General features: G+C 71.7%; 18 protein-coding genes. 6 read left to right on the top strand and 12 right to left on the bottom strand.

What is annotated here, in order from left to right; genetic code table 11:
• Positions 1–279: 279 nt before the first annotated feature.
• Together ACZ7M3_RS11665 and ACZ7M3_RS11660 are read left to right on the top strand one after the other, a co-directional pair.
• Positions 280–1050, top strand: a complete 771-nt coding sequence (locus ACZ7M3_RS11665; RefSeq protein ID WP_351305276.1) for a GNAT family N-acetyltransferase — start codon at positions 280–282, stop codon at positions 1048–1050.
• Entirely contained in the window at positions 1050–1859 is an 810-nt protein-coding gene (locus ACZ7M3_RS11660; protein ID WP_472062632.1) for a lysophospholipid acyltransferase family protein, read from the top strand. The genes ACZ7M3_RS11665 and ACZ7M3_RS11660 overlap by 1 nt, the downstream gene beginning before the upstream one ends.
• A 55-nt stretch (positions 1860–1914) precedes the next feature.
• On the opposite strand, the gene ACZ7M3_RS11655 is transcribed toward ACZ7M3_RS11660, so the two are convergent.
• From ACZ7M3_RS11655 to ACZ7M3_RS11640, 4 genes are all read right to left on the bottom strand, one after another.
• Positions 1915–4263 carry an ATP-binding cassette domain-containing protein gene (locus ACZ7M3_RS11655; RefSeq protein ID WP_472062631.1) on the bottom strand — a complete coding sequence of 783 codons (2349 nt, stop codon included), beginning with the start codon at positions 4261–4263 and terminating at the stop codon, positions 1915–1917.
• A gap of 43 nt (positions 4264–4306) precedes the next feature.
• On the bottom strand, positions 4307–5296 hold the full coding sequence (locus ACZ7M3_RS11650) for an LLM class flavin-dependent oxidoreductase (RefSeq protein ID WP_472062629.1): 990 nt from the start codon (positions 5294–5296) through the stop codon (positions 4307–4309).
• A 34-nt stretch (positions 5297–5330) separates the two neighbouring features.
• Positions 5331–6545, bottom strand: coding sequence for a glycosyltransferase family 39 protein (locus ACZ7M3_RS11645; RefSeq protein WP_472062627.1), 1215 nt, complete (start codon positions 6543–6545; stop codon positions 5331–5333).
• Positions 6546–6706: 161 nt separating this feature from the next.
• Entirely contained in the window at positions 6707–7060 is a 354-nt protein-coding gene (locus tag ACZ7M3_RS11640) for a Rossmann-fold NAD(P)-binding domain-containing protein (protein ID WP_472062625.1), read from the bottom strand.
• A 364-nt stretch (positions 7061–7424) separates the two neighbouring features.
• On the opposite strand from ACZ7M3_RS11640, the gene ACZ7M3_RS11635 reads away from it, so the two are divergent.
• Entirely contained in the window at positions 7425–8393 is a 969-nt protein-coding gene (locus tag ACZ7M3_RS11635) for an aldo/keto reductase (RefSeq protein WP_472062623.1), read from the top strand.
• Here the strand turns inward: ACZ7M3_RS11635 and ACZ7M3_RS11630 are convergent.
• A complete protein-coding gene (locus ACZ7M3_RS11630) occupies positions 8380–10242 on the bottom strand; it encodes a glycoside hydrolase family 9 protein (RefSeq protein WP_472062621.1) in 1863 nt (620 codons plus the stop codon). The two genes, ACZ7M3_RS11635 and ACZ7M3_RS11630, sit on opposite strands and share 14 nt — an antisense overlap.
• Positions 10243–10791: 549 nt before the next feature.
• Here ACZ7M3_RS11630 and ACZ7M3_RS11625 point away from each other — a divergent pair.
• Entirely contained in the window at positions 10792–12708 is a 1917-nt protein-coding gene (locus tag ACZ7M3_RS11625) for a ricin-type beta-trefoil lectin domain protein (protein ID WP_472062619.1), read from the top strand.
• An 86-nt stretch (positions 12709–12794) separates the two neighbouring features.
• Here the strand turns inward: ACZ7M3_RS11625 and ACZ7M3_RS11620 are convergent, their stop codons facing one another.
• The 3 genes from ACZ7M3_RS11620 to ACZ7M3_RS11610 all read right to left on the bottom strand — a co-directional run bounded on the left by ACZ7M3_RS11620 (position 12795) and on the right by ACZ7M3_RS11610 (position 16584).
• Positions 12795–14048, bottom strand: coding sequence for a polysaccharide deacetylase family protein (locus ACZ7M3_RS11620; protein WP_472062617.1), 1254 nt, complete (start codon positions 14046–14048; stop codon positions 12795–12797).
• 209 nt (positions 14049–14257) lie between these two features.
• Positions 14258–14977 (bottom strand): DUF4232 domain-containing protein, encoded by a 720-nt coding sequence (locus ACZ7M3_RS11615; protein ID WP_472062615.1) that lies wholly within the window; start codon positions 14975–14977, stop codon positions 14258–14260.
• 215 nt (positions 14978–15192) lie between these two features.
• A complete protein-coding gene (locus tag ACZ7M3_RS11610; RefSeq protein WP_472062613.1) occupies positions 15193–16584 on the bottom strand; it encodes a serine/threonine-protein kinase in 1392 nt (463 codons plus the stop codon).
• A gap of 354 nt (positions 16585–16938) precedes the next feature.
• Here ACZ7M3_RS11610 and ACZ7M3_RS11605 point away from each other — a divergent pair, with 354 nt between their 5' ends.
• Positions 16939–18480, top strand: a complete 1542-nt coding sequence (locus ACZ7M3_RS11605) for an amidohydrolase (RefSeq protein WP_472062611.1) — start codon at positions 16939–16941, stop codon at positions 18478–18480.
• Positions 18481–18560: 80 nt separating this feature from the next.
• Here the strand turns inward: ACZ7M3_RS11605 and ACZ7M3_RS11600 are convergent, their stop codons facing one another.
• Positions 18561–19913 carry a lysine N(6)-hydroxylase/L-ornithine N(5)-oxygenase family protein gene (locus tag ACZ7M3_RS11600; RefSeq protein WP_472062609.1) on the bottom strand — a complete coding sequence of 451 codons (1353 nt, stop codon included), beginning with the start codon at positions 19911–19913 and terminating at the stop codon, positions 18561–18563.
• 54 nt (positions 19914–19967) lie between these two features.
• On the opposite strand from ACZ7M3_RS11600, the gene ACZ7M3_RS11595 reads away from it, so the two are divergent.
• Positions 19968–20921, top strand: a complete 954-nt coding sequence (locus tag ACZ7M3_RS11595) for a methionyl-tRNA formyltransferase (protein WP_388394103.1) — start codon at positions 19968–19970, stop codon at positions 20919–20921.
• Between the two features lie 55 nt (positions 20922–20976).
• On the opposite strand, the gene ACZ7M3_RS11590 is transcribed toward ACZ7M3_RS11595, so the two are convergent.
• From ACZ7M3_RS11590 to ACZ7M3_RS11580, 3 genes are read right to left on the bottom strand one after another with little or no spacing between them, the layout of a single operon-like run.
• On the bottom strand, positions 20977–21939 hold the full coding sequence (locus ACZ7M3_RS11590; RefSeq protein WP_472062607.1) for an ABC transporter ATP-binding protein: 963 nt from the start codon (positions 21937–21939) through the stop codon (positions 20977–20979).
• 4 nt (positions 21940–21943) lie between these two features.
• Positions 21944–23047, bottom strand: a complete 1104-nt coding sequence (locus ACZ7M3_RS11585; protein WP_472062605.1) for a FecCD family ABC transporter permease — start codon at positions 23045–23047, stop codon at positions 21944–21946.
• Between the two features lie 2 nt (positions 23048–23049).
• On the bottom strand, positions 23050–24045 hold the full coding sequence (locus ACZ7M3_RS11580; RefSeq protein ID WP_472062603.1) for a FecCD family ABC transporter permease: 996 nt from the start codon (positions 24043–24045) through the stop codon (positions 23050–23052).
• Positions 24046–24143: the final 98 nt, after the last annotated feature.

The raw sequence follows: 24143 nt of genomic DNA, 5'->3' as shown, positions 1-24143 counted from the left end.
CGCGCAGTTCCCCGCGCCCCTGGCGGGGCGCTCCGGCCGAGGCCCGTTGTTAAGAAAACGTTCGCCGGATCTGTGCGGACGGGCGGGGCCGGGAGTGGTGCTCATTCCCGGTCCCGTCTCGCATTCGGGGGAATCTCCTGGCATTCAACATCCCCACATCCTGGCTCCTGGCACACGTCACGCGCCGGCCAACCGGCATCGGAAGAACAGGAGCGCGCGGGCCGTACCGAACCGGTCTGCCGCCGCTGTGCCGAACCGGCCCGTGACCAGGAGAGTGCCATGACCGGCGTTTCCACCCTCGACAGCCCCCCGCAGCCCCTGGCCCCCACCCGTTATACCGTCTCCCTCGCTCGTTCCGAGGCCGACGTCCGCGCCGCGCAGCGGCTGCGGCACGACGTCTTCGCCGGGGAGATGGGCGCCCTGCTGACCACGCCGCAGCCGGGGCTCGACATCGACGCCTTCGACGCCTACTGCGATCACCTGCTGGTCCGTGACACGCTGACCGACCAGGTCGTCGGCACCTACCGCCTGTTGCCCCCGGAGCGCGCCGCGATCGCCGGCCGGCTCTACTCGGAGGGCGAGTTCGACGTGAGCCCGCTCGACGCGATCCGCCCGGGACTCGTCGAGGTCGGGCGCTCCTGCGTGCACCCCGACCACCGCGACGGCGCCGTCATCGGCCTCATCTGGGCCGGGATAGCCCGTTACATGGTCGAGGGCGGCCACGAGTGGCTCGCGGGCTGCTGCTCGATCCCGCTCGCCGACGGCGGCGAGCTCGCGGCCGGAACCTGGGACCGGGTGCAGGCCAAGCACCTGGCACCCGAGGAGTACCGGGTACGACCGCTGCTGCCCTGGACCGGGGAGGGTGTCACCCCTCAGCCCCGCACCGAACTGCCTCCGCTCCTGCGCGGCTATCTCCGGCTGGGCGCCTGGGTCTGCGCCGCACCGGCGCACGACCCGGACTTCGGGGTCGCGGACCTGTTCGTGCTGCTGTCGATGCGCCGGGTCAACCCGCGCTATCTGCGGCACTTCCTCTCGCTCGTCCCGGCCTGATGAGCGTCTGGCTGCCCAGCGCGCCCTGCACCCCCAGGGCGTGCGTCGAGGCGACGGGGTCCGCCACGGCCGTACCGCGTGCCGTGCTACGGCTCGCGGCGGTCCTGGTCGTGGTCGCCACCGGGGTCGTGCTGTTGCCGCTCGGCGGGCGGATTCCCGCCGAGCCGGTACGGCGCTGGTGCCGGGCGATCGTGCGGGCCGCGGGCGTCCGCGTCCGGATCACCGGCCCCGCCGTCCCCACCGGCGGGCTGCTGATCGTCGCCAACCACATCTCCTGGCTGGACATCCCGCTCCTCGCCGCCGTCCGGCCGGCCAGGATGCTCGCCAAGTCCGAGATCCGGCAGTGGCCGGTCGCGGGACCGCTGGCCGCGCGCGGCGGCGTCCTGTTCATCGAACGCGACCGGCTGCGCGCGCTGCCGGACACGGTGGCGCGGATCGCCGGGCTGCTGCGTGACGGGGCGGCCGTCGTGGCCTTCCCGGAGGGCAGCACCTGGTGCGGCAGGGCGCAGGGCCACTTCCGGCGGGCGGTCTTCCAGGCCGCGCTCGACGCGGGGGTGCCGGTCCAGCCGGTGCACATCCACTACCGGCTCGCCGGGGGAGTGGCGAGCACCGCGGCCGCCTTCGTCGGGAACGACTCGCTGCTCGCCTCCCTGTGGCGGGTGGCCTCGGCACGCGGACTGGTGGCGGAGGTCGAGATACGGCCCACGCTCGCCCCGGGCAGCCACCCGGACCGACGGGAACTGGCCCACGCGGCGCAAGGAGGGTTGCATTCCCAGGGGGCACGCGCGTCGGCCCTCGGCCATCGCTGACGTATCAGGACGAGGCGACCTGAAGGGACAGGGGCCGGTGGCCGGCGGTACGGGCCTACCGGCCCCGAGCGAGTGCCCGGGTGAGGTACGGAGCCGTCGTGCTGCCTTCCGCCCGCGCCACCTCGGCCGGGGGGCCCGCGGCCACGATCCGGCCGCCCGCGTCCCCGCCGCCAGGACCCAGGTCGATCACCCAGTCGGCGCCCGCGACCACCGACATGTCGTGCTCGACGACCACGACGGTGTGTCCCGCGTCGACCAGGCCGTGCAGCTGGCGCATCAGCACCTCGACATCGGCGGGATGCAGCCCGGTCGTCGGCTCGTCGAGGAGATAGAGGGTGTGCCCCCGGCGGACCCGCTGCAACTCGCCGGCCAGCTTGATGCGTTGGGCCTCGCCGCCGGACAACTCCGTCGCGGGCTGGCCGAGTCGCAGATAGCCCAGACCCACGTCGAGGAGCGTGGCGAGGCTGCGGGCGACGGGCGCGGTGTCGGCGAAGAACTCCGCCGCGGCCTCCACCGTCATGTCCAGGACCTGCGCGATGTTCCGTCCGCGGTACGTCACCTCGAGCGTCTCGGGGTTGTAGCGCGCCCCGTCGCAGTCCGGGCAGGGAGCGTAGGTGCTCGGCAGGAACAGCAGCTCCAGGCTCACGAACCCCTCACCCTGGCAGGTCTCGCAGCGCCCGCCCGCGACGTTGAAGGAGAAGCGCCCCACCCCGTAGCCGCGCCTTCGCGCCTCCTTCGCCCCGGCGAAGACCTTGCGCACGACATCGAAGAGGCCGGTGTAGGTGGCGAGATTCGAGCGTGGGGTACGGCCGATGGGCCTCTGGTCGACGGAGACGAGCCGTCCCACGCCCGCCAGCTCCTCGGTCACCTCGCCGATGAGGGTGGACTTGCCCGAGCCGGAGACACCCGTGACGGCGGTGAGCACACCGAGCGGGAACGCGGCGCTCACCCCGCACAGGTTGTGGCGGCTCACCGGCCCCACCTTCAACTGCCCTTGCGGGGAACGGACTTCACGTTGCGGCGCGGGGGAGCGGTCGAAGAGGAAGCGGGCCGTGGCCGACTCCTCCACCCCGGCCAGCTCCGCCACCGGACCGCTGTGCAGCACCCGCCCGCCGTGCTCACCCGCCCGCGGGCCGACGTCGACGAGCCAGTCGGCACCCCGCACGACATCCAGATGGTGCTCGACCACGAACACCGAGTTGCCCGCCGCCTTCAATCGGTCCAGGACCGTGAGCAGGGCCTCCGTGTCCGCCGGGTGCAGACCCGCGGACGGTTCGTCGAGGACGTACACGACACCGAACAGACCGGAGCGCAACTGCGTGGCCAGCCGCAGTCGTTGCAGCTCGCCCGCGGAGAGGGTCGGGGTGGGCCGGTCGAGGCTGAGGTAACCGAGGCCGAGTTCGACGACGGGGGCGATCCGTGCCCTCAGGTCGTCGGTGAGGACGCGGGCCGCCTCTCCCCGGGGCTCCAGGGTCCCGGCCAGCTCCGACAGCGGCAGAGCCGCCAGTTCGGCGATCGTGCGGCCCGCGACGGTCACCGCCAGCGCCTCGGGACGCAGCCGGCTGCCGCCGCACACCGGACACGGGGCGCTGGTCAGGAACCGTTCGGCCCTGGCCCGCAGCGTCGTGCTCTTCGAATCGGAGAACGTCTTCATGACGTAGCGCCGGGCGCTCATGTACGTGCCCTGGTAGGGACGTTGGATCCGGTCCGCGTCCCGTACCGGATGCACGGTGACGACCGGCTGCTCGTCCGTGAACAGGATCCACTCCCGCTGCTCGGCCGGCAGCTCGCGCCACGGCCGGTCCACGTCGTACCCCAGCGCGTCGAGGACGTCGCGCAGGTTCTTGCCCTGCCAGGCGCCGGGCCACGCGGCGATCGCGCCCGCGCGGATCGACAGCGACGGGTCCGGGACCAGTGACTCCTCGGTCGTACGGTGGACCTGGCCGAGACCGTGACACTCCGGGCAGGCGCCGGCGGCCGTGTTCGGCGAGAAGGCGTCCGAGTCGAGGCGTTCGGCGCCCTGCGGATAGTCGCCCGCGCGTGAGAACAGCATCCGCAGGGAGTTGGAGAGGTTGGTGACCGTGCCCACGGACGAGCGCGAGGTGGGCGCCGAGCGGCGCTGCTGGAGCGAGACCGCGGGCGGCAGCCCGGTGATGTCCCCGACCTTCGGCGCCCCGACCTGGTGGATCAGCCGTCGCGCGTACGGCGCCACCGACTCGAAGTAGCGGCGCTGGGCCTCCGCGTAGATCGTGCCGAACGCCAGCGAGGACTTGCCCGAGCCCGAGACCCCGGTGAAGACCACGAGGACATCGCGCGGGATGTCGACGTCCACACCCTGGAGATTGTGCTCGCGGGCGCCCCGCACACGGACGTACGCGTCGTGGCGGCGGTGCGGGTCGGACATCGACGGGACTCCTGGCGTGGGGCTCGGGGCAAACCCCACGATTCTAGGCCGCGGTCAGTCCCGCGACCCGGGCGAGTCTCCGGAAGGAGTCCAGCAGGGCTTCGCGGTCGTACGTACTGGTCGTGACCAGCAGCTCCTGCGCGCCGGTCTCCCCGATCAACATCTCCAGCTCGTGCTCGACCTGTTTCTCGGTGCCCGCGATCTGCCCCGCGAGCGCCGACTCGTAGAAATGCCGCTCCTTGCCGTTCATCGGGAGATCCTCGACCCGCTCGGCGGGCGGCAGCGGCGGGAAGGTGCCGTGCGTGCGGGCGTACGCCATCGACCACGCCTCGGGGAGCAGCAACCGCATCGCCTCGTCCGGGGTCTCGGCGACCGCGACGGCGCCGGAGACGACGACGTACGGCTCCGCCGCCCACACGGAGGGGCGGAACGTCGCGCGGTAGTGGTCGATCCCGCGCCGCATCTTCTCCCGGTTCCTGAAGTCCCCGATGACCAGGGGCAGGCCCGCGCGCGCCGCGATCGTGGCGCCCTCGTTCAGGGCGAGTACGAAGGGCGGCACGGTCAGTCCCTCCGAGGGGCGCGCGTGCACCCCCGTCGACGACGGGCCGCGGAACCAGCCGAGCAGCTCGTCGAGCTGCCCCGCGAAGTCGTCGGCGACGTCCTTGTCCCGCCCCAGCGCCCTGCGCACCCCGTCCGTGAAGCCGACCGAACGCCCGAGCCCCATGTCGATCCGGCCGGGGAACAGGGACTCGAGCACACCGAACTGCTCGGCCACGATCAGGGGCTGGTGGTTGGGCAGCATCACCCCGCCGGTACCGACCCGGATCGTCCGGGTGGCGGCGGCGACCGCGGCGGCCAGCACGGTGGGCGCGGACCCGGCGACCCCGGGCACGCCATGGTGCTCCGAGACCCAGATCCGGTGGTATCCGAGCCCTTCCAGCTCCTGGGCCAGACGCACGGTGTCCCGCAGGGCCTCGGCGGCGTCGTGCCCCTCGCGGGTGCGCGAGCGGTCGAGGACGGAGAAACGCGTCACTCTTCGGATGATACGGACCTCGCCGCACCTGCGGTCACAGGGCCTCGTGGGAGACGGTAAGCAGATAGGTGCCGTAGAAGAGGGAGAAACCGGTCAGGCCGATGAGCAGGACGACGACCGTGCGCCGCTGGGCGCGGGCCACGGAGAGGGCGAACGGCAGCAGCAGGGGGAAGGCGGGCAGCAGCAGTCGGGGTCTGCTCGTGAAGAAGTGGGCGTCGCCGAGGGCGATGACGAGGAGAATCCCCGAGTACACGAGAAGCGGCAGCGGCTGTCGGTCCAGGACGCCGAGGACGAACAGCAGGACGCAGCCGAGGACGATCGCGGCGGAGAGATAGACGACCAGGGTGTCGTGCCCGACGACCAGGTGTTTGAACATGTGCGCGGTGTAGTGACCGAAGTCGAACCGTGAGCCCCACAGACTCTGCACCCGGAAGTAGCCGGTCGGGTCGTGGGTGCGCAGCCCCACCCAGGCGACGTAGCCGAGCCACCCGACGGGCGCCAGGAGCATGGCCACCCAGGCGCGCGGGACGGTGGGTCTCCCGTCGCGGCGGCGCTGCCAGAGGTGGGCGGCGGCGGCCGTGACGACGGCGGCGGCCACGGTGAAACCGTTGGGGCGGCACAGCCCGGCCAGCGCGGCCAGCGTCCCGGCGGTCAGCCAGCGGTGGGTCAGCGCCGCGTAGAGCGCCCAGGCGGCGAAGGCCGTCATGAGGGACTCGGTGTACGCCATGGTCAGTACGACGGCGTGCGGAAGCAGCGCCCACAGTGCCGCGAGCGCCAGCCCGACCCGCCGTCCGTGCAGCAGCTCGCCGACCGCGTACACGCCCCAGGCCGCCACGGCGGCGGCGATCCAGGAGATGACGAGCGCCGCGTTGACCGGGCCGATCGGCAGGACCGTGTTCAGGCCGTGGATCAGTCCGGGGAAGAGCGGGAAGAACGCCAGGTCGTTGTAGATGACCCCGTGGCCGGACTTGGCGGCGACGATCGTGCCGTAGCCGTACCGGGCGATGTGCCAGTACCAGCCGCCGTCCCATTCCAGACCGAGCACGTTGCGCGGGTGCCGGCCCAGGTGCAGCGACCAGGCGGTCACCATGACCACGCCCGACAGCCGCGCGGCGGCGAACACCCACAGCGCCGGCAGCGCCCGCTTCAGTTCGCCCCGCCATCGCCACACCTCGGGCGAGGCGGCAGGCGACGCGGGCACGAACTCCCGCGGGGGTCTGCCGCTCACCGTCCGGGGGCCGTCTTCCATGCCGACCTCCTCGTCGCCCTGCTAGAGGGAATGGCCGGGGACGGGGTTCCACCGGTGGGAAGATCCCGACTTCATGGGACACGACGGTCCCGGGCAGCGCATCCCGGCCCGGCACGGAAGGGTGATGAGGTCGCCGGGTTCGAGCCGCTCGAGCGGCTCGCTCAGTCGGTGAAGTAGTGGCCTGCTTCGAGGTCCGGGACGAGTGCGGGGTGCACGGGACGCCATCCGAGCAGCTTCTGGGTCAGGACGCTCGAGGTCGGGTTGTCGAGGGGCACGGCGGCGGCGAGAAAGCCGAAGTGCCGGCTCGCGTCCTCGGTGGTGATCCCGACGGTCGGCAGCTTCGACCGGCGGCCGACGAGCTTGGCGATGTCACGCAGGGACACGCCCTCTTCGGCGGCCCCGTGCAGGATCGAGCCGGCCGGGGCGGCTTCCACCGCCAGCCGGAACGGGTGCGCCGCATCGAGCCGGTGCACGGCGTGCCAGCGCTTCGATCCGTCGCCGACGAAGGCCGACACGCCCGGTGACGAATACGTGCATGGTGCATTCCATCGACAGGACGAACAGGGTCCACCCCGGTGCGGCACCGGGGCGGTGATGCCACCCTGTGCGCGAGAGGTGCTCCGGGTCCAAGACCTGTTTCGCATCCGGCGATACGTACGAGGCATCACCCCAGCTCAGACCGTGGTACACACCCATGCCGCCACGCCGTCCACCCACGCCCGCCGACCGCCGTACGTACTCCTCGGCGGCAAGTACTGCGCCGCGCCCCCGCGACTAAGCGAACGGCGATCGGGAATGGCTTTCCCGGAGCTCTTGTCGGCGGCTCGCCGCGGCCGGGTCGGCGGGAGCCCTTCCACCCCACGGAAAGCAGGAGTGAACATGCAGTACGTGAAGCTCGGTTCGACGGGCCTGGACGTGTCCCGGATCTGCCTGGGCTGCATGAGTTTCGGGCTGCCCGACCGAGGGCCCCACGAGTGGACGCTCGACGCCGAGGGTGCCCGCCCCCTGATCCGCCGCGCGCTGGACGCCGGGATCACCTTCTTCGACACGGCGAACGTGTACTCCGACGGCACGAGCGAGGAGATCGTCGGCCGCGCGCTGGCGGAGTTCGCGCGCCGCGACGAGATCGTCATCGCCACCAAGGTGAACGGCGCGATGCACGAAGGACCCAACGGGCGTGGCCTGTCCCGCAAGGCCGTCATGACGGAGATCGACAACAGTCTGCGCCGCCTGGGCACCGACTACGTGGACCTGTACCAGATCCACCGCTTCGACCCCGCCACTCCCGTCGAGGAGACGATGGAGGCCCTCCATGACGTGGTGAAGGCGGGCAAGGCCCGTTACATCGGGGCGAGTTCGATGTACGCGTGGCAGTTCTCCAAGGCCCAGTACACGGCCCGGCTGAACGGCTGGACGCGGTTCGTGTCCATGCAGAACCACTACAACCTCCTCTATCGCGAGGAGGAGCGCGAGATGCTGCCGCTCTGCGCGGACCAGGGCGTCGGCGTACTGCCCTGGAGCCCGCTCGCCCGCGGTCGGCTCACCCGTGACTGGGACGTCAGCACCGAGCGCAGCCGCACCGACGAGTACGGCAAGAGGCTCTACCAGCCGGGCGACCGCGACATCGTCGACGCCGTCGCCCGGCTCGCCGCCGAGCGTGACGTCCCGCGTGCCCGGATCGCCCTCGCCTGGCTGCTGCGCCGGAGCACCGTGACCGCGCCCATCATCGGCGCCACCAAGGTGGGGCACGTCGACGACGCGGTGGCCGCCCTCGACGTGGAGCTCTCGGAGAAGGAGATCGAACAGCTGGAGGAGCCTTACACGTCTCGCGCGATCAGCGGGCACTGACGCGCGGCGCGGCGCCGCCCGCGCAGTCGTCCTCGGCGGCGTAGGCGGCCAGCCACGCCAGCGGCGCGTTCCAGTTGATGGCCACCTCGTTCGTCGAGTACGAGCCGATGTCGTCGATGTAGCAGGCCTGGGGCGCGCAGCCGGGCAGGCGCTCCTGCGCGACCGGGTCCTGCAGCCCGCTGTTGGGCCCGCCCGCGAGGGAGCCCGTCGGCGGGTGCGGCAGCGAGGGGTCGTACTGGTGCGCCCAGAAGCGGTGGTGCTGGTTGTCGGAGTACCGCTCCCCGTATCCGGTCACGTACGACCGGCCCAGGGCATTGCGGCCCAGCAGGTAGTCCATCGACTCCAGCACTCCGGCGCGGTAGCGCGGGTCCCCGGTCAGCTCCTGGGCGGTGGCCATGACGATCGCGTTGTCGGTGACCGCGCTGTTGGAGCCCCAGACGTACCCGGTGGCGGGGATCGGGACGGCGTATCCCTGCCCGGCCATGGTGGACAGATAGCCGTCCGCGGCGGCGGTCACGGAGGCGCGCAGCCGCCGGAGGTCGGCCGTGGGCAGCCCGGTGCGCACGGTCGCCAGCGTCAGCCTGCCCAGCGCTGCGGTGTCGGCCCAGCTGAAGCCGCCGGACGTGAAGGCGTTCGCGGCGGTGTGCCAGGGCGAGGAGGTCACCGCGTCCCGGTAGGCGCGCTCGCCGGTCGTGGCGTACAACTCGGCGGCCGCCCAGTAGGACTCGTCGGTGACCTGGGTGTCGCCATAGGCCCCACCGCCGGTGCTGTCCGAATCCGGCGCGTACATCGCCGGGTTGGCCCGCGCCGCGGTCCAAGCCTTGCGGGCGGCGGTGAGGCAACGGTTCGCGAACGCGGTGTCGTAGGGCCGGAGGACACGGGCGCACTGGGCCGCCGTCGCCGCCAGGTTGAGGGTGGCGGCGGTGGACGGCGGGTGGAGCTCACGCGGCTGGGCGTCCTGCTCGGGCCGGGTCGGCAGCCCGGTCCAGGCGGCGTCGTGGACTTTGTGGAACGCCATTCCCGCGTACGGTCTGCCGTCCGGGACCTGCATCCGCATCAGGAAGTCGAGCTCCCAGCGCGCCTCGTCCAGGACGTCGGGGACGCCATTGTCGCGCTCGGGAACGCGCAGCGTCGAGTCGCCGAGCGCGGACGCGGTGCCCGCTCTCTTCGCCCGTTCGAAGGAATTGACGAGCAGCCAGGTGGAAATGCCGCCGTTCACGACGTATTTGCCCTGGTCGCCCGCGTCGTACCAACCACCCCTGACGTCCTGCGTGTAGTCGCACACCCCGGACTGGCAGGGCACGTTCGTGTCGCCCTGATTGGGTGCGACTCCGAGATGCCCGGCGGGCCGCGCATAGGCGGAACCCACCAGGGAGGCTTCGATCGGTATACCGCTGCGCTGGTGGTAGAAGAAGGCCAGCGTGTCGGAGCGCAGCCCGTCGTAGAGATCCGCGCGAATGTCGAAGGGATCGCTGACCGTTCCGTCGACCGTCAGGACGTAACCCGAACCGGTCCGCCCGTACGAGGAGAAGTCGGCGACCTGGGTCGGTTGCCCGGACGCGGCGTCCGGGCCCCGGCCGACGGTCGACCCCGAGGCGACAACCGTGCCCGCGGCGGTGCGCAGCCGCCAGGTGAGCGGCCCCGCGGCGGAGGTGACCACGGTCGCGCGCTTGGGACCGTCCGGCAGATAGCCGACTTGGTTGACCCGTACGGCGGTTGTCGCCGTGGCGGCGCTGGCGAGCCCCGCCGCGGAGGGGGCGGTCGCGAGGCCGCCGACGAGTAATGCCCCCGCCAGCAAGGCGGCCGGCAGGTGTCTTTGGCGGCGGCGGGGCAACGGGAAAGCGGACATGGGCGGCTCCCAGCGGTGAGGTGAATCCTGTGCCGTGGCCACGCGAGGTGGACGACGAGGAATGGGAGCGCTCCCAATGGGGAGCATTGCATGGGCATGCCAGACCGTCAACGGGTCGGTGAAGGCCTTTCCGCTCTTCGGAGGCCTGGTCGGGGGCTTGCGTTTGACCGCTCGCCGATGGTTGTAGGGGATTCCGAAATTCCTTTGTAGGGGACCCTGTTGACGTTTGTTCAAACAGTCCGCGCGCGGCGGAAAAGGGAAGGTGACGAGATCTCTTGTTTCGGCTCGGCGCACTGTGCAAAGGTGTGCCCTGTTGGCGTGCAGACAATTCGCTTCCTTCTGTACGCGCACGGTGTGCCCGCGCGCCGCCCCTCGCTTCAAAAGAGCTGTCGGAGAGGGCGATTGCGGTAACAAACCCCCCATGGGTAGTCCCTCCGCTTCGCCGGGCGGGCTACATACCCATTGGTATGGACTAATTCCTGCGTTACCTTTGGGAGGAAAGCGGACGTGAATGACGCAGCGGTGTCTCATTCCCCAACGCCCGGTCGCTTGTTCGAGGTTTCGGATGAGCGGCTCGCGGCGGACCTGAAGAAGAGCTCGGGGAACACGCCCGCGCACCATCCCGTCGGGGAACTCCTTGACCGTCACTGGGAAGCGGTCTTCGCCTACGCGCGCCTGTGCACCAACGGTGTGCGTCCCGCCGGAATGCTCACCACGGCCGCATTCACCCGGCTGTTCGGTGAATCGCTGCGGCAGACCGGACCGACGGCCGCCTGGCGGCCGCAGTTGCTGGTCACCGTACGGCGTATGACCGCCGAATGGCTCGGGGACCAACGGCGGGAGATGCTTCATCCCGAATTGCTGGCCGATTCCGACAGCCGTGACCGGGTCATGGCGCGACTTCTGCCGCCGGAGAACAGACGGCAGTTGTCCCGTGCGTTCCAGCGGCTTCCCGAGCCCGCCCGCTGTCTGCTGTGGCACACCGAGGTCGAGGCCGAGCAACTCGCCGTACCCGCCGGGCTGTTGGGCATCGGCGACGACGACGCCGTGGTGGAACTGCGGCGGGCCCGGGAACGCCTGCGCGAGGGCTGCCTGGAAATCCACCGCGAACTGGCACCGGAGGAGGAGTGCCGCCGCTTCCACCGGATGCTCGATGTGTCCCTGCGCCGCGGCGGCCTCGACCTCGACGCCGATCTGAGCAGGCACATGGGCCGGTGCCGGCACTGCCGTCACACCGCCGACCAGTTGAGCCGGTTCAACGGCGACCTCGCGCTGTCCCTGGCCGAGGCCCTGCTCGGCTGGGGCGCCGCGCCCTACCTCGACTCCCGCCCCGGACGCCTCGACGCGATCGTGGAAGTGACCGAAGTCCCGGACACCGTCCCGGCCGCGCACAGAATCCCTCCCCTTCCCAGCCACGCGCCCCTCGTTCCGGGCGAGCCCCCGCGCCCCGCGCCCCGCAGCCGCGCTTCCGGTGACTCCCGCCCGCCGACGCACAAGGCGCCCCGGCGCTCCTCCCGCCGCGCCCCGCGTCGCAACAACATCGCGCTGGCCGCGCTGACCGTGAGCGGAATGATCCTGGTCCCGCTGGTCCTGTGGGTCACCCAGAGCTCGGACGGCGCGCCCGGCATCGCCGACGGCGCCGGACCCTCGGGCTCGCCCAGTTCGGGCCCGGTCAAGGCGCCCGGATCGAACCCGTCCTGGATAGGCACCGGCGACACGTCGAAGGGCGGCGTGCGCGGCCGGCTGCGCAACACCGAGACCGGGCTGTGCATCGGCATCGTGGGCAAGAAACCGGCGAAGGGCGTGGAGACCGCGCTCACGCCGTGCTCCTCGACGGCGAGCCAGGAATGGTCGTACGAGGACGACGGACTGCTGCGCGACCTCGCCGCCCCCGACCTCTGCCTCGACTCGCACCTCGGCTACTCGGTCCAACTCGCGCCCTGCACCGGCGCGTCGCAACCGGGCACCAAGAACGTGCGCTACGACTTCACCCTCCAGGGCATGGTGGTGCCCCGCTGGAACCAGGACCTGGTCCTCACCCCCGCCTCCACCAAGGGCGAGGCGTCCGTGGTCCTCAAGGTCCGGGGGGAGGAGTCCGACCAGCACTGGACGATGGACACCTCGTCGCCCTCGCTCCAGATGGAGGCGGTCAACTGGGACTCCGCCGGGCAGACGACGACATCGTCGGGTCAGGCCTCTCCCGAGCCGTCGAAGTCACCGTCGGCGACCGTGCCCAAGTCGTCGCCCCGGCCCTCGGCCGCGCCCTCGACGCCCGCGCCCTCGTCACCCGCCGACAGCTGCTCCCCGTACTACTACTGCGCGCCTTCGAGCGGACAGTACGGCGATCCCGGGTACGGCTACGGAGATGGCTACGGCGGCTACGACGGCTACGACGGTTATGGGTACGGCGGTTACGGGGGGTACGGCGGCTACGGACACGGCGGCGGCCAGGGCGGCCCTCGCTGACCCGTTCTGGACGTCACACCGACCGCGGCCGGGCCACGCGCGCCTGGCCGCGGTCGTGTGCGTAGGGGTGGTCGGCGTCGGAGTCGTCAGGAACTCGCCGTGGCCGACTGCGAGGCCGCCGTGCCCAGGAACTCCGACCAGCCGCCGAGGGGCGACTGTCCCGGGTTGAGGGTGCGCAGCTTGCGCAGTACGGCCGGGTCCTGGGCCTCCAGCCACTGGACGAGCTGGCGGAAGGAGACCATGCGCACGTCGTCGTGCCCGGCGATCTGCTTGATGGTCTGCTCGACCGCGTCCATGTATATCCCCCCGTTCCAGCGTTCGAAGTGGTTGCCGATGAAGAAGGGGGCGCGGTTGCTCTCGTAGGCGCGGCGGAAGCCGGCGAGATAGCTGTCGCGGGCCTGGGCGCGCCAGGCGTCGTACATGGACTTGTCCCCGAGCGGGTTGGCGTGGGACTGGTTGGCCATCAGGTTGTAGTCCATCGACAGGACCTGGAAGGAGTGGCCGGGGAAGGGTATGGACTGCAGCGGGAAGTCCCAGATCCTGCCGCCCTGGACCTTGCCGGGCCACATCTGCAGGCCGCCGGGGCTGCTGGCGTCGTACTTCCAGCCGAGGGCGGCGGCGGTCGGCAGCAGGTTGGACTGGCCCTCCAGACACGGGGCTCGGCCGCCGATCAGTTCCTTCTCGTAGTCGAAGGGGAACGGTTCGAGGTCGGTGAAGCCGGTGTTGGTCTTCCACTCGGTGACGAACTTCTTCGCCTGCGCGATCTCGCTGCGCCACTCGGCGGGGGACCAGCGGCGCACCCCGTCCGCGCCGCAGAAGTGGCCGTTGAAGTGGGTGCCGATCTCGTGGCCCTCCAGCCAGGCGGACCGGATCTGCTGGATCGTGGAGTGGATGTGCCGGTCGGAGAGGTAGCCGATCGCGGAGGCGCCCACGGGGTGCTGCGGCGGGCTGTAGAGGTGCTTCTTCGACTCGGGCAGTGTGTAGATGCCGCTGAGGAAGAACGTCATCGAGGCGCCGTGGTCGGCGGCGACCTTGCGGAAGCGGGAGAACAGCTTGTTGCTGAGCTCGCCCGCGCCGTCCCAGGAGAAGACCACGAACTGCGGCGGGCGCTCGCCCGGCTTCAGCCGTTCGGCCTTCGGCTGCTTGGGCTGGGCCCCGGTGTCGGCGGTGGAGCCGTCGCCGATCAGCTTCGGCTTGGGGGGCTTGCCGCTCGTGTCCCCCTTGGCGCTGCTGCCCACGGACCAGTCGTTCGCCGAGCAGGCGGTGAGCGCGCCCAGGCCGCCCAGCGCGCCCGCCGAAGCCGTCGCGGTCAGCAGACGCCTGCGTGAGATGCCGGTCATGATGAACCCCCGATGTTCTCGATCCGGCTCCCGCCCGCGGGCGGGAGCTTCCGTTCCTGTGACGCGCCGCTCTGCGGGGTGCGTCAAACGGTGTGATGCGTGGATCGTCGGGAAAGGTCGCCGGGATCGGCACGTGTTGCTGTTCCGTGACAAACCCCGCCGATCCGCGGGGCGGACGGCGGGGCGGGGCCGGGTGACGCCGGCTGGGGTCAGGCGCCGTTGCCGGCGCGGACGACGGTCAGGGACACGGAAGAGGCGTTTCCCGACACGGGCACCTCGCCCCCCTTCCACGCCACCTTGAGCGGGTCCCGCTCGTCGGGCGGTGTGACGATCAGCGAGGCGGGCGTCGCCGTCTTCGCCCCGCTGATGCCCGGATTGGAGAACGTCAGCCCGGCCCACGCGCTCCGCCCCGGCGCCAGCGTCACCGTCGTCGGTGTATCGGCGGAGCGCCTCGGGTCGGGCCCGAGCTGCTTGCCCGACGCGTCGACGAACGCCGCCCCGGGGAAGCCGCGCACGGTGCAGGTGCGGTGGGAGATGTTGGTGAGGACGACGGGGAAGTTCTCCTGACCGGCGCCCGGATCGTTGGCGCCGACCGTCGCGCGCAGCTCCGAGGTGTGGCATCGGGTACCGCCGGACGAGCCGCTCCCGGTCGAGGAGGAGTTCGAGGTCGACGACGAGTTCGAGGCCGCTGCCGAGGGTGTGGGGGAACCGGTCGGGGCGGCGCCCGTACCGGTGGTGTCGGTGGTCTTGTCGCCGGAGGCCGGCTCGGCCGTGCCGGAGAGCTTCTGCGGAGGACTGGCGGCGCCGTGGTCGGTGCCGCAGGCCGTGAGCAGGCCGAGCAGCGCGACACCCGCGACCAGCGCTGCCCGGTGGGTGGGGGAGGACGGGCGGCGGACGGGAACCGCGTCGCCGGGCCGGAAGGTCGCCATGTCAACACTCCTTGGAATTCACCGCACGCGCCCTGACTCGGCGTGCGAACGGCGCTCTGTGCTCCGTCACCAGTGTCCGATGCTCGGGCACGCGAAAAGGTTCGCGGACCGGACGCGCGATTTCCGCGGATCCCGGAACGGGGACCGTGATCCGGGCCTCGGCGCCGCTCGTCCGGTTCCCGCTGGTCGGCCTCCGGCTCGTCGGTTTCCCGGCGTCAGTCTCCGGCCCGTATGGAGCCGAGTACCCGGTCGGTCGTCGCGGCGCTGCCGGCGGCCTGGCGTATCTGGACGTACAGCTGCGGCTGCCGGCTCCCGCCCGCCGAGGTGAGCCCCGCCTCCGTGAGGGAGCCATGGCTGCCAGGACAGGCGCTCCAGGTGCGGATCAGCCCGTGCCAGCGCGTGCCCGTATAGGTGCGGCTGCCCTCGTAGTGGCAGGCGGTGTGGGCGATCGCCCCGACCCTGCCGCGTACGTCGCCGTGTTCGCTCAGGCCGACGAACACCCCGTCCACACCCGAGCGCAGGTTCTGCCACTTCGCCAGGTCGTCCGCGACGGCGAGACCCGGTTCGTGCGTGTCCGACAGGCCCACGGTCCGCGGATCCCATCCGGAGTCGCGCAGTTGGCGGCCCCATCCGCCCGGAACCTCGACCGAGACCTGTCCGGAGGCGTCCTCGACCGTCACGGACGGGGCGTCGGACCGTCGGGTCACGAGCGCGGTGGTCACACCGGCCGCGCCGATCGCGACCGCGGCGGCCACGGCCACCAGCGCGGTCCGCCGACGGCGCCGGGGCACACGGACCGCCCCCATCGACACCTGTTCGGCCAGCCGTTCCAACTCCACGGCCAGGCTCAGCGCCGTGGGCCAGCGCCGGTCGCGGTCGGGTTCCATGGCGCGCAGCAGCGCCCGCTGCACGCCCGGGGCCAGATCCGTACGCAGCCGTTCGGGTCGTACGACCTTGCCGGGCGGCCCGGGGACCGACCCCGTGACCAGGTGGTAGCCCAAGGCGCCGAGGCTGTACACATCGGCCCGCGCGTCGATGCCCGAACCGGGCTGGGCCTGCTCGGGCGGGGTGTAGCCCGCGGAACCGGCCGCCATCGTCAGCCCGGAGGCCTGCGCCAGGCTCTTGGCGAGCCCGAGGTCGGCGAGCAGGACGCGGTCGGCGCCGCCGGAGGAGGTGCGCAGCAGTACGTTGGACGGCTTGATGTCGCGGTGCACGATCCCGGCCTCGTGCAGCGCGGCCGCGGCCCGTGCCGCGAGGGCCGTCAGGCGCAGTGCCTCGGCGATGGGCAGCGGCCCGGCCTCGATCCGGTCGTCGAGGGTGCCTCCGTCGGCGTACTCCATGACGAAGTAGGGCCTGCCGTCGGGCAGTTCACCGATGTCGTAGACCTGGACGACCCGGTTCGAGTCGGCCTTGCGCAGCAGCCGGGCCTCGGAGAGGAAACGTTCGCGGACGTCGAGGTGGTCGGCCCAGTTGTCGGACAGTACCTTCAGGGCGACGACGGCCTCGAGCACCTCGTCGTGGGCCAGCCAGACCACGCCGAAGCCACCCGCGCCGAGGCGCCGGTCCAGACGGTAGCGGCCGATCCGATCGAGGGGATCCCTCAGCATGGACAACCCGTCGCACGGCCCGTGAGCCGGTGGGTTCGACCACGGTCGAGACGGCCTGGCATCTGTTCACCAGCGGGCATGTGCTCTCCAGGGCGGGGCGGATGCCACGAGCGCGGGGCGGACGGGAATGTGACGACAGGGCCTAGAGGGGTTGCTGCTCCTGGCAACGGTCGGGCAGTTGAAGCCTACCGGTCACGTCAGCCGCCGAGCACGCGGGACGGGGGAGGATCGGAGAGGTACGGGGGGAGGATCAGGAAGGTAAGGTAAGGCTAAGTTTACTTGGAGGGTGTTCGGTTGGGGGTCGCGTCCGACGCGGTCCGGTCGATATCGCGTGTCGTCGCAGATGGAGGCTTTATGGCGGACTTCGTAAGCACCCGGCGCAGGCTCCCGGGAGGAGACCTGTCCCCGGCGACCGCGCTGACGCTCGACCGGGTGCGGCTCGGCGCGGGTGGACCGCTCGTCCGCCTGCGGGTGGCGGGCGGCAGAGTCACCCATGTCGTCGTCGAGGAGGGCCCCGGCGGGCGGGCGAGGCCGGCCGGCGGTGAGCGTGTCCTCGATCTGGAGGGGCGGGTGCTGCTGCCGGGGTTGTGGGACGCCCACGTCCACATGGCCGAGTGGGCGAGCGCCCGTCACCGGCTCGACCTGTCCGGGACCGCCTCCGCGCGGGCGGTGGCCGACATCGTGCGGGCACGCGGCGGCGGGGCGTCCGACGGCACGGTGCTCTTCGGCTACGGGTTCCGGGACGGGTTGTGGCCCGACGCCCCGCACAAGCGGCTGCTCGACGCGGCCCTGCCCGACCGGCCGGTCGCCCTGGTCAGCGCCGATCTGCACGCCGCATGGCTGAACTCCGCCTGCCTCGCGCTCGTCGGCCGGGGCGACCATCCCAGCGGTCTGGTCAGGGAACACGAGTGCCACGAGGTCCTGTCCGCCCTCCCCGCGGCGCCGGCCGACGTGGTCGACGGCTGGATCGCGGACGCCTGCGAGGCCGCCGCCGCGCGCGGGGTCACCGGTGTCATCGACTTCCAGTACGGCGACACGGTCGAGGACTGGGAGCGGCGCTCGGCCGAGTCCCCGCCCGCCGTGCGGGTGGCGGCCGCCGTCTATCCGAGCCGCCTGGACGCGGCGGTGGAACGCGGACTGCGCACGGGAGCCGAACTCGGCGTGGGTGGAGGCCTGGTGCGGGTGGGTCCGCTGAAGCTCTTCACCGACGGCTCGCTGAACACCCGTACCGCCCTGTGCCGCGATCCCTATCCGGGGCTGGCGGGCACGGACGGTTCCCACGGGATCGAGGAGACGTCACCGGGGGAGCTGGTGCGGCTCATGCGGCGGGCCGCCGCGCACGGAATCGAACCGGCGGTGCATGCCATCGGCGACCGTGCCAACACCGTGGCCCTGGACGCCTTCGAGGCGGTGCGCTGCCGCGGCCGGATCGAGCACGCGCAGCTGCTGAGCCCCGAAGACCTCCCGAGATTCGCGCGGTTGGGTGTCACGGCGGGAGTGCAGCCCCGGCACGCGACGGACGACCGTGATGTGGCGGACCGGCACTGGGCCGGGCGCACCGAGCGGGCCTTCGCCTTCGCCGATCTGCTGGCCGCCGGGGCCCGTCTGGAGTTCGGTTCGGACGCCCCCGTCTCGCCGCTCGACCCCTGGCTCGCCATCGCGTCGGCCGTCAGCCGTACCGATGACGAGCGCCCCCCGTGGCACCCGGAGCAGCGGCTGTCCGTCCCGGACGCGCTCGTCGCGGCGGCCCGCGGGCGCCGGCTCATCAGGGTCGGGGACCCGGCCGACCTGGTGGTCGTGGACGTGGACCCGCTGGACGCCGACACGGGCACACTGCGCACGATGCCCGTGCACGCCACGATGACGGGCGGACGCTGGACCCATGGGCCGTACTGAGGCGGGCGCCTGACGGCTCGGATGTGAACCTCCGGTCCGGGACGGACTGTGCCGTCCGGGACCGGAGAGTTCCGGTGGGGTCAGCCCGTGGTCCGCCCGGCCAGCACGGAGCGGTGGATCTCGTCCGCCCGGACCGCGACGGTCGACAGCAGGGTGCTGGTCAGCCCGTGGGTGTGCTCGGTCCCGCCCTGGAGGTAGAGGCCGGCGGTCACCTCCGGCGCCGTCTCGACCCGGTGGTCCCGGCCCACGCGGATCTCGTCCCCGTCGTCCCTGAGGCAGAGCTTGGCCGCCTCGCCGAGCAGGGGCGCGAGGTCGCGCGGCCGGTAGCCGGTGGCGAGCACGAGCACGTCGGCGGGCAGCACCTGCCGTTCGCCGGTGGGCAGGAACTCGACGGCGATGTCGAGGCCGCCGTCGGTAGCGGGGTCGACGGCCCGGACGCGCGAGACGTTGAGGAAGCGCAGTCGCTCCCGCCCGGCCACCTTCTCCTGGTACGCGGTGGCATACAGGGACTCGATCAACTCCATGTCGACCACCGAGTAGTTGGTGGAGCGGTGGTAGTCGAGCAACGACTGTTTGACCTCGGAGGGCGCCGAGAAGTAGACGTCGACCGCCTCCGGGTCGAAGATCCGGTTGGCGAACGGGCTGTCGTCGGCGGGCGTGTAGCCGTACTTCGCGAAGACCGAGCACACCTCGGCGTCCGGGAAGGTGCGGTGCAAGTAGTCCACCGCCTCGGCGGCGCTCTGGCCGGCGCCGAGCACGACGGCCCGCCGTACCGGAGCACCCGTGTCGGCCAGCCGGACGGCGCGGGGGATCAACTCGCTGTTGTGCCAGACGCGTTCGGCCAGGTCAAGACCCGGCGGCACATGCGGTTCCAGCCCCATGGCCACGCTGATGTTGCGGGCCCGGCGCGTCACGGTCGGCCCGGGACGCGCGGTGTCGCGGCAGGTGACGTCGAAGAACACCACCTGGCCGTCGTCGTCGCGCACCGGGTCGACGGCGACGACCTCACTGCCGTACGAGACCAGGTGGGAGACCCGCTCCGCGGCCCACTCGAAGTACTCGTGGAACTCCATCCGCAGGGGGAAGAGGGTCTTCTGGTTCAGGAAGTCGATCAGCCTGCCCCGCTCTCGCAGGAAGCACAGGAAGCTGTAGTCGCTCGTCGGGTTGCGCAGGGTGACGAGGTCCTTGAGGAAGGACACCTGCATCGTGGCGTCGTCGATCAGCATGCCCCGGTGCCAGCCGAAGCGTGACTGGCGTTCCAGGAACAGCGCGTTGAGGCGACGGTCTGCCGGAAGGCTCTCGTTGTGCTCCTCAACCGCTATGGACAGAGCGAGATTTGACGGACCGAAACCGATTCCGAGGACGTCGTGGACGACTTCGGAATCCAAGAGCGGTGACTTCACCGTGGCATCGCCTCCCTCAGGCAGCCTCATGCTAGATAAGGTAAGGCTTACCTTGCAATGGAGTCGTTGAAGGGAAGGACCGTCATGCGGGTCGTCATGCTCGGCTACCAGACCTGGGGTCACCGCACGCTTCAGGCGCTGCTGGACTCCGATCACGAGGTGGTTCTCGTCGTCACCCATCCGAAGAGCGAGCACGCCTACGAGAAGATCTGGGACGACAACGTCGCCGAACTCGCCGAGAAGAACGACGTCCCCGTCCTGCTGCGCAACCGCCCCGACGACTCCGAACTCCTCGCCGCCGTGCGCCAGGCCCGGCCGGACATCATCGTGGCCAACAACTGGCGGACCTGGCTGCCCCCGGAGCTCTTCGACCTCCCGCCGCACGGCACCCTGAACGTCCATGACTCGCTGCTGCCGTCGTACGCGGGGTTCTCGCCGATCATCTGGGCGCTCGTCAACGGCGAGGAACGTGTCGGCGTGACCGCGCACCGCATGAACGCCGAACTCGACGCGGGGGACATCCTGGTGCAGCGGTCGGTGCCGGTCGGGCCCACCGACACGGCGACCGATCTGTTCCACCGGACCGTCGACCTCATCGCGCCCATCGTGCGTGAGTCGCTCGACCTGATCGCCGCGGGCCGGGACGCCGGCCAGTGGGTGCCGCAGGACCGTGCCCGCGCCAGCTTCTTCCACAAGCGGTCGGCGGAGGACAGCCGCATCGACTGGAGTTGGCCCGCGGAGCGGCTGGAGCGGCTGGTCAGGGCCCAGTCGGATCCGTACCCGAACGCGTACGCCTTCCATCGCGGTCAGCGGCTGAGGATCGTCTCCGCCGCCGTGTCGGAGGGGTGCTACGGCGGTACGCCGGGCCGGATCTTCATCCGTGAGGGAGACGGGGTGGTCGTGGTGGCGGGCGCCGAGGCGTACACGGGGCGCTGCCGGGGGCTCCTGGTGCGGCGGGTGCGCACCGACGACGGGACCGAGTACGCGGCCGCCGACTACTTCCGCACCATGGGCGGGTACTTGACGTCCCGTCCCTGAGTAGCGGGACCGTAGGGCCCCCGCCGCCGACGGCGGGGGCGTCGTCACCGCGTGGTCAGTCGACGACCGCCGCCGAGACCGCGCCCTCGGTCCGGGTGCCCTCGTCGTGGTGGTGTCGGCCCAGCGGAATGACCAGGGGTGTGCCGCTGACCGGGTCGGGGGTGATCCGGCAGCGCAGGTCGAAGACGTCCTCGACGGTGGTCTCGGTGACCACCTCGGCGGGCGCGCCCTCGGCGACGATGCGGCCCGCCTTCATGGCGATGACGTGATCGGCGTACCGGCAGGCCTGGTTGAGGTCGTGCAGCACCATCACCACCGTGCGCCCCTCGCGCTGGTTGAGGTCCGTGATGAGGTCCAGTACGTCGATCTGGTGGGCGAGGTCGAGATAGGTCGTCGGTTCGTCCAGGAGCAGGACGGGGGTGCCCTGGGCGACGGCCATCGCGATCCATGCGCGTTGCCGCTGCCCGCCGGAGAGTTCGTCGACGGGGCGGTCGGCGAGGTCGGTCAGACCGGTCGCCGCGAGGGCCGCGGTCACGGCCTCCTCGTCCGCCGCGGACCACTGCCGCCACCAGGTCTGGTGCGGTGAACGGCCCCTGCCCACCAGGTCGACGACCGTCAGCCCCTCCGGCGCCACCGGCGTCTGCGGCAGAATGCCGAGTTTGCGCGCGAGTTCGCGGGTGGGCAGGGAGCGCAGGGCGGCGCCGTCCAGTTCGACGACGCCCTGGCGTGGGGCCAGCAGCCGGGCGAGCGCGCGCAACAGGGTCGACTTGCCACAGGCGTTGGCCCCGACGATGGCGGTGATCCGGCCGGTCGGCACGGTGAGGTCGAGGTCCTCCACCACCGCCCGCCCGTCGTAGGCGAGATGCAGGTTCCTGGCCCGCAACTCCGGCCCCGGGGCGAGTGGGTGAGGGACGCCAGATCCGTCCGGCCCGGATGTGCCGAGGCCGGGCGGGCGCGGTAGGCCGGTGCCGGCCTCCGAGGGGGCCTTCCGCGGGGTACGCGGGTCGGTGGTCGACATGCGATCAGCCTCCAGAGCCCGCGCGGTTGGCGCGGATGAGCAGCCACAGCAGGACCGGCGCGCCGAGGGCGCCGGTGACGATCCCGACCGGCAGTTCCGTCCCGTCAATCGCCTCGCGTGCGAGGAGATCGGAGCCGAGGACGACGAACGCGCCGGTGAGACCGGAGACGAGCGGGGGCGGCGACGAGGTGCCCGCCAGCCGCTGGGCGATCTGCGGACATGCCAGGGCGACGAAGGCCACCGGACCGGCCGCCGCCGTACCGAAGGCGACCAGTCCCACCCCGGTCAGCAGCAGCGCCAGCCGGACGGGCTGGACGGGCGTGCCGAGTCCGGCGGCCACGTCGTCGCCGAGCATGAGCGTGCGCATCCAGCGGCCCATGCCCAGGGTGATCGGCAGGAGTACGGCCATGGCGAGGGCCAGCGAGTCCACCTGGTCCCAGGTGCGGCCGTTGAGGTTGCCGACCAGCCAGCCGATGGCCTCCTGCGCCTCGAACCGGTTGCCCCGCGCCACGAGGAAGTCGGTGGCGCTGGTGCAGATCCAGGACACGCCGATGCCGACGAGGATGATGCGATATCCGGTGGCCCCGCCCTTCCACGCCAGCGCGTACACGAGCAGCGCGGTCGCCAGGGCGCCGAGCAGTCCCAGCGTCGACAGGCCGAGGCCGCCGGTCCAGCCGAGGACCACGGCGGCCACGACGGCCGTTCCTGCGCCCTCGGTCAGCCCGATCATGTCGGGGCTGGCCAGCGGGTTGCGGGTCATCGTCTGGAACACGGCCCCGGAGACCCCGAACGCGATGCCGACCAGCAGTCCCGTCAGGGCGCGTGGCAGCCGCAGATCCTGTACGACGGTGACCGTGCCGGGGTCGCCCGCGCCCCCGAGCGCCCTGATGACGTCGGTGAAGGCCACGGGATAGTCGCCGATGGTCAGGCCCCAGCAGAACAGCAGGAACGCGCCCAGGGCGACGGCCGCCCCGGTCAGCGCCAGGCGCGGGCGCAGTACGCCGGACACCGGGGGGACGGTCAGCCGGAACGGCCGGTCACGCAGGGCGGCGGGAGGTGTCGCGGTGGCTGGGGCGACCGGGGTGACCGGGGACGACCGTGCGGGCACGCTCACACCTCCGCGAGTTTCCGGCGGCGGACCAGGGCGATGAAGAACGGGCCGCCGAGGAAGGCGACGAGGACTCCGGCCTGGATCTCCGTGGGGCGGGCCACCATCCGGCCCAGGATGTCGGCGGACAGCAGCAGTACGGGCGCGAGCGCGGCGGACAGCGGCAGCAGCCAGCGGTGGTCGGGGCCGATCCCGGCGTACTGGGCGAGGACCCGGGCGATGTGGGGGACGACCAGGCCGAGGAAGACCACGGGACCGATGACGGCGACCGACGCGCCGGTCAGCAGCACGACCGCGGTGACTCCCTGGAGGCGTACCGGACCGAGTCGTCGGCCCAGGGAGGCGGCCACGTCGTCGCCGAGGGCCATGCTGTTGAGGGCGGGCGCGCAGGACAGAGCGAGGACGGCGCCGACGGCGAGGAAGGGCAGGATGCGCAGCAGGTCGCCGGAGTCCTTGTCGGCCAGCGTGCCGGCCGACCAGAAGCGGTAGCGGTCCAGCGCGTCCTGGTCGGTCAGGACCACGGCGCTGGTGAGCGACGACAGCAGTGAGGTGACGGCGACTCCGGCGAGCGCCAGTTTGACCGGGGTGGCGCCGGAACGGCCCAGCCGTCCGAGGAAGAAGACCACGACGCTCGCGACGAGCGCCCCGGCGAACGCGAACCACACGTAACCGTAGAGCGATCCGACCCCGAACACCGCCACCGCCACCACGATCGCGAAGGAGGCTCCGGCGCTGACCCCGAGGATCCCCGGGTCCGCGAGGGGGTTGCGGGTGAGGGCCTGCATGAGCGCGCCGGACATGCCGAGAGCGGCGCCCGTCGTCAGGCCGAGCAGGGTGCGGGGCACGCGCACCGACCAGATGACGTTGTCGACGAGGCGACTCGGCGGATGACCGAGGACCGAGCGTACGACCTGGTCGAGCGGGACGCTGAGCGCGCCCAGTGCCACGGACAGCAGGGACAGCAGGACGAGGAGGGCGACGAGCAGTGTCACCAGCACCGTGGAGCGAAGCCTTCTGCCTGGAGCCACTTGCCCTGGAGCCGTTCGCCCTGGAGCTACTTGCCCTGAAGCCACTTGCCGGTCTCCATGTCGTCGCC

The sequence above is a fragment of the Streptomyces sp. NPDC111656 genome (genome assembly GCF_055656965.1).
Note: the sequence above shows the minus strand (reverse complement) of the source record. Positions and strands in the feature narration are given on the sequence as shown.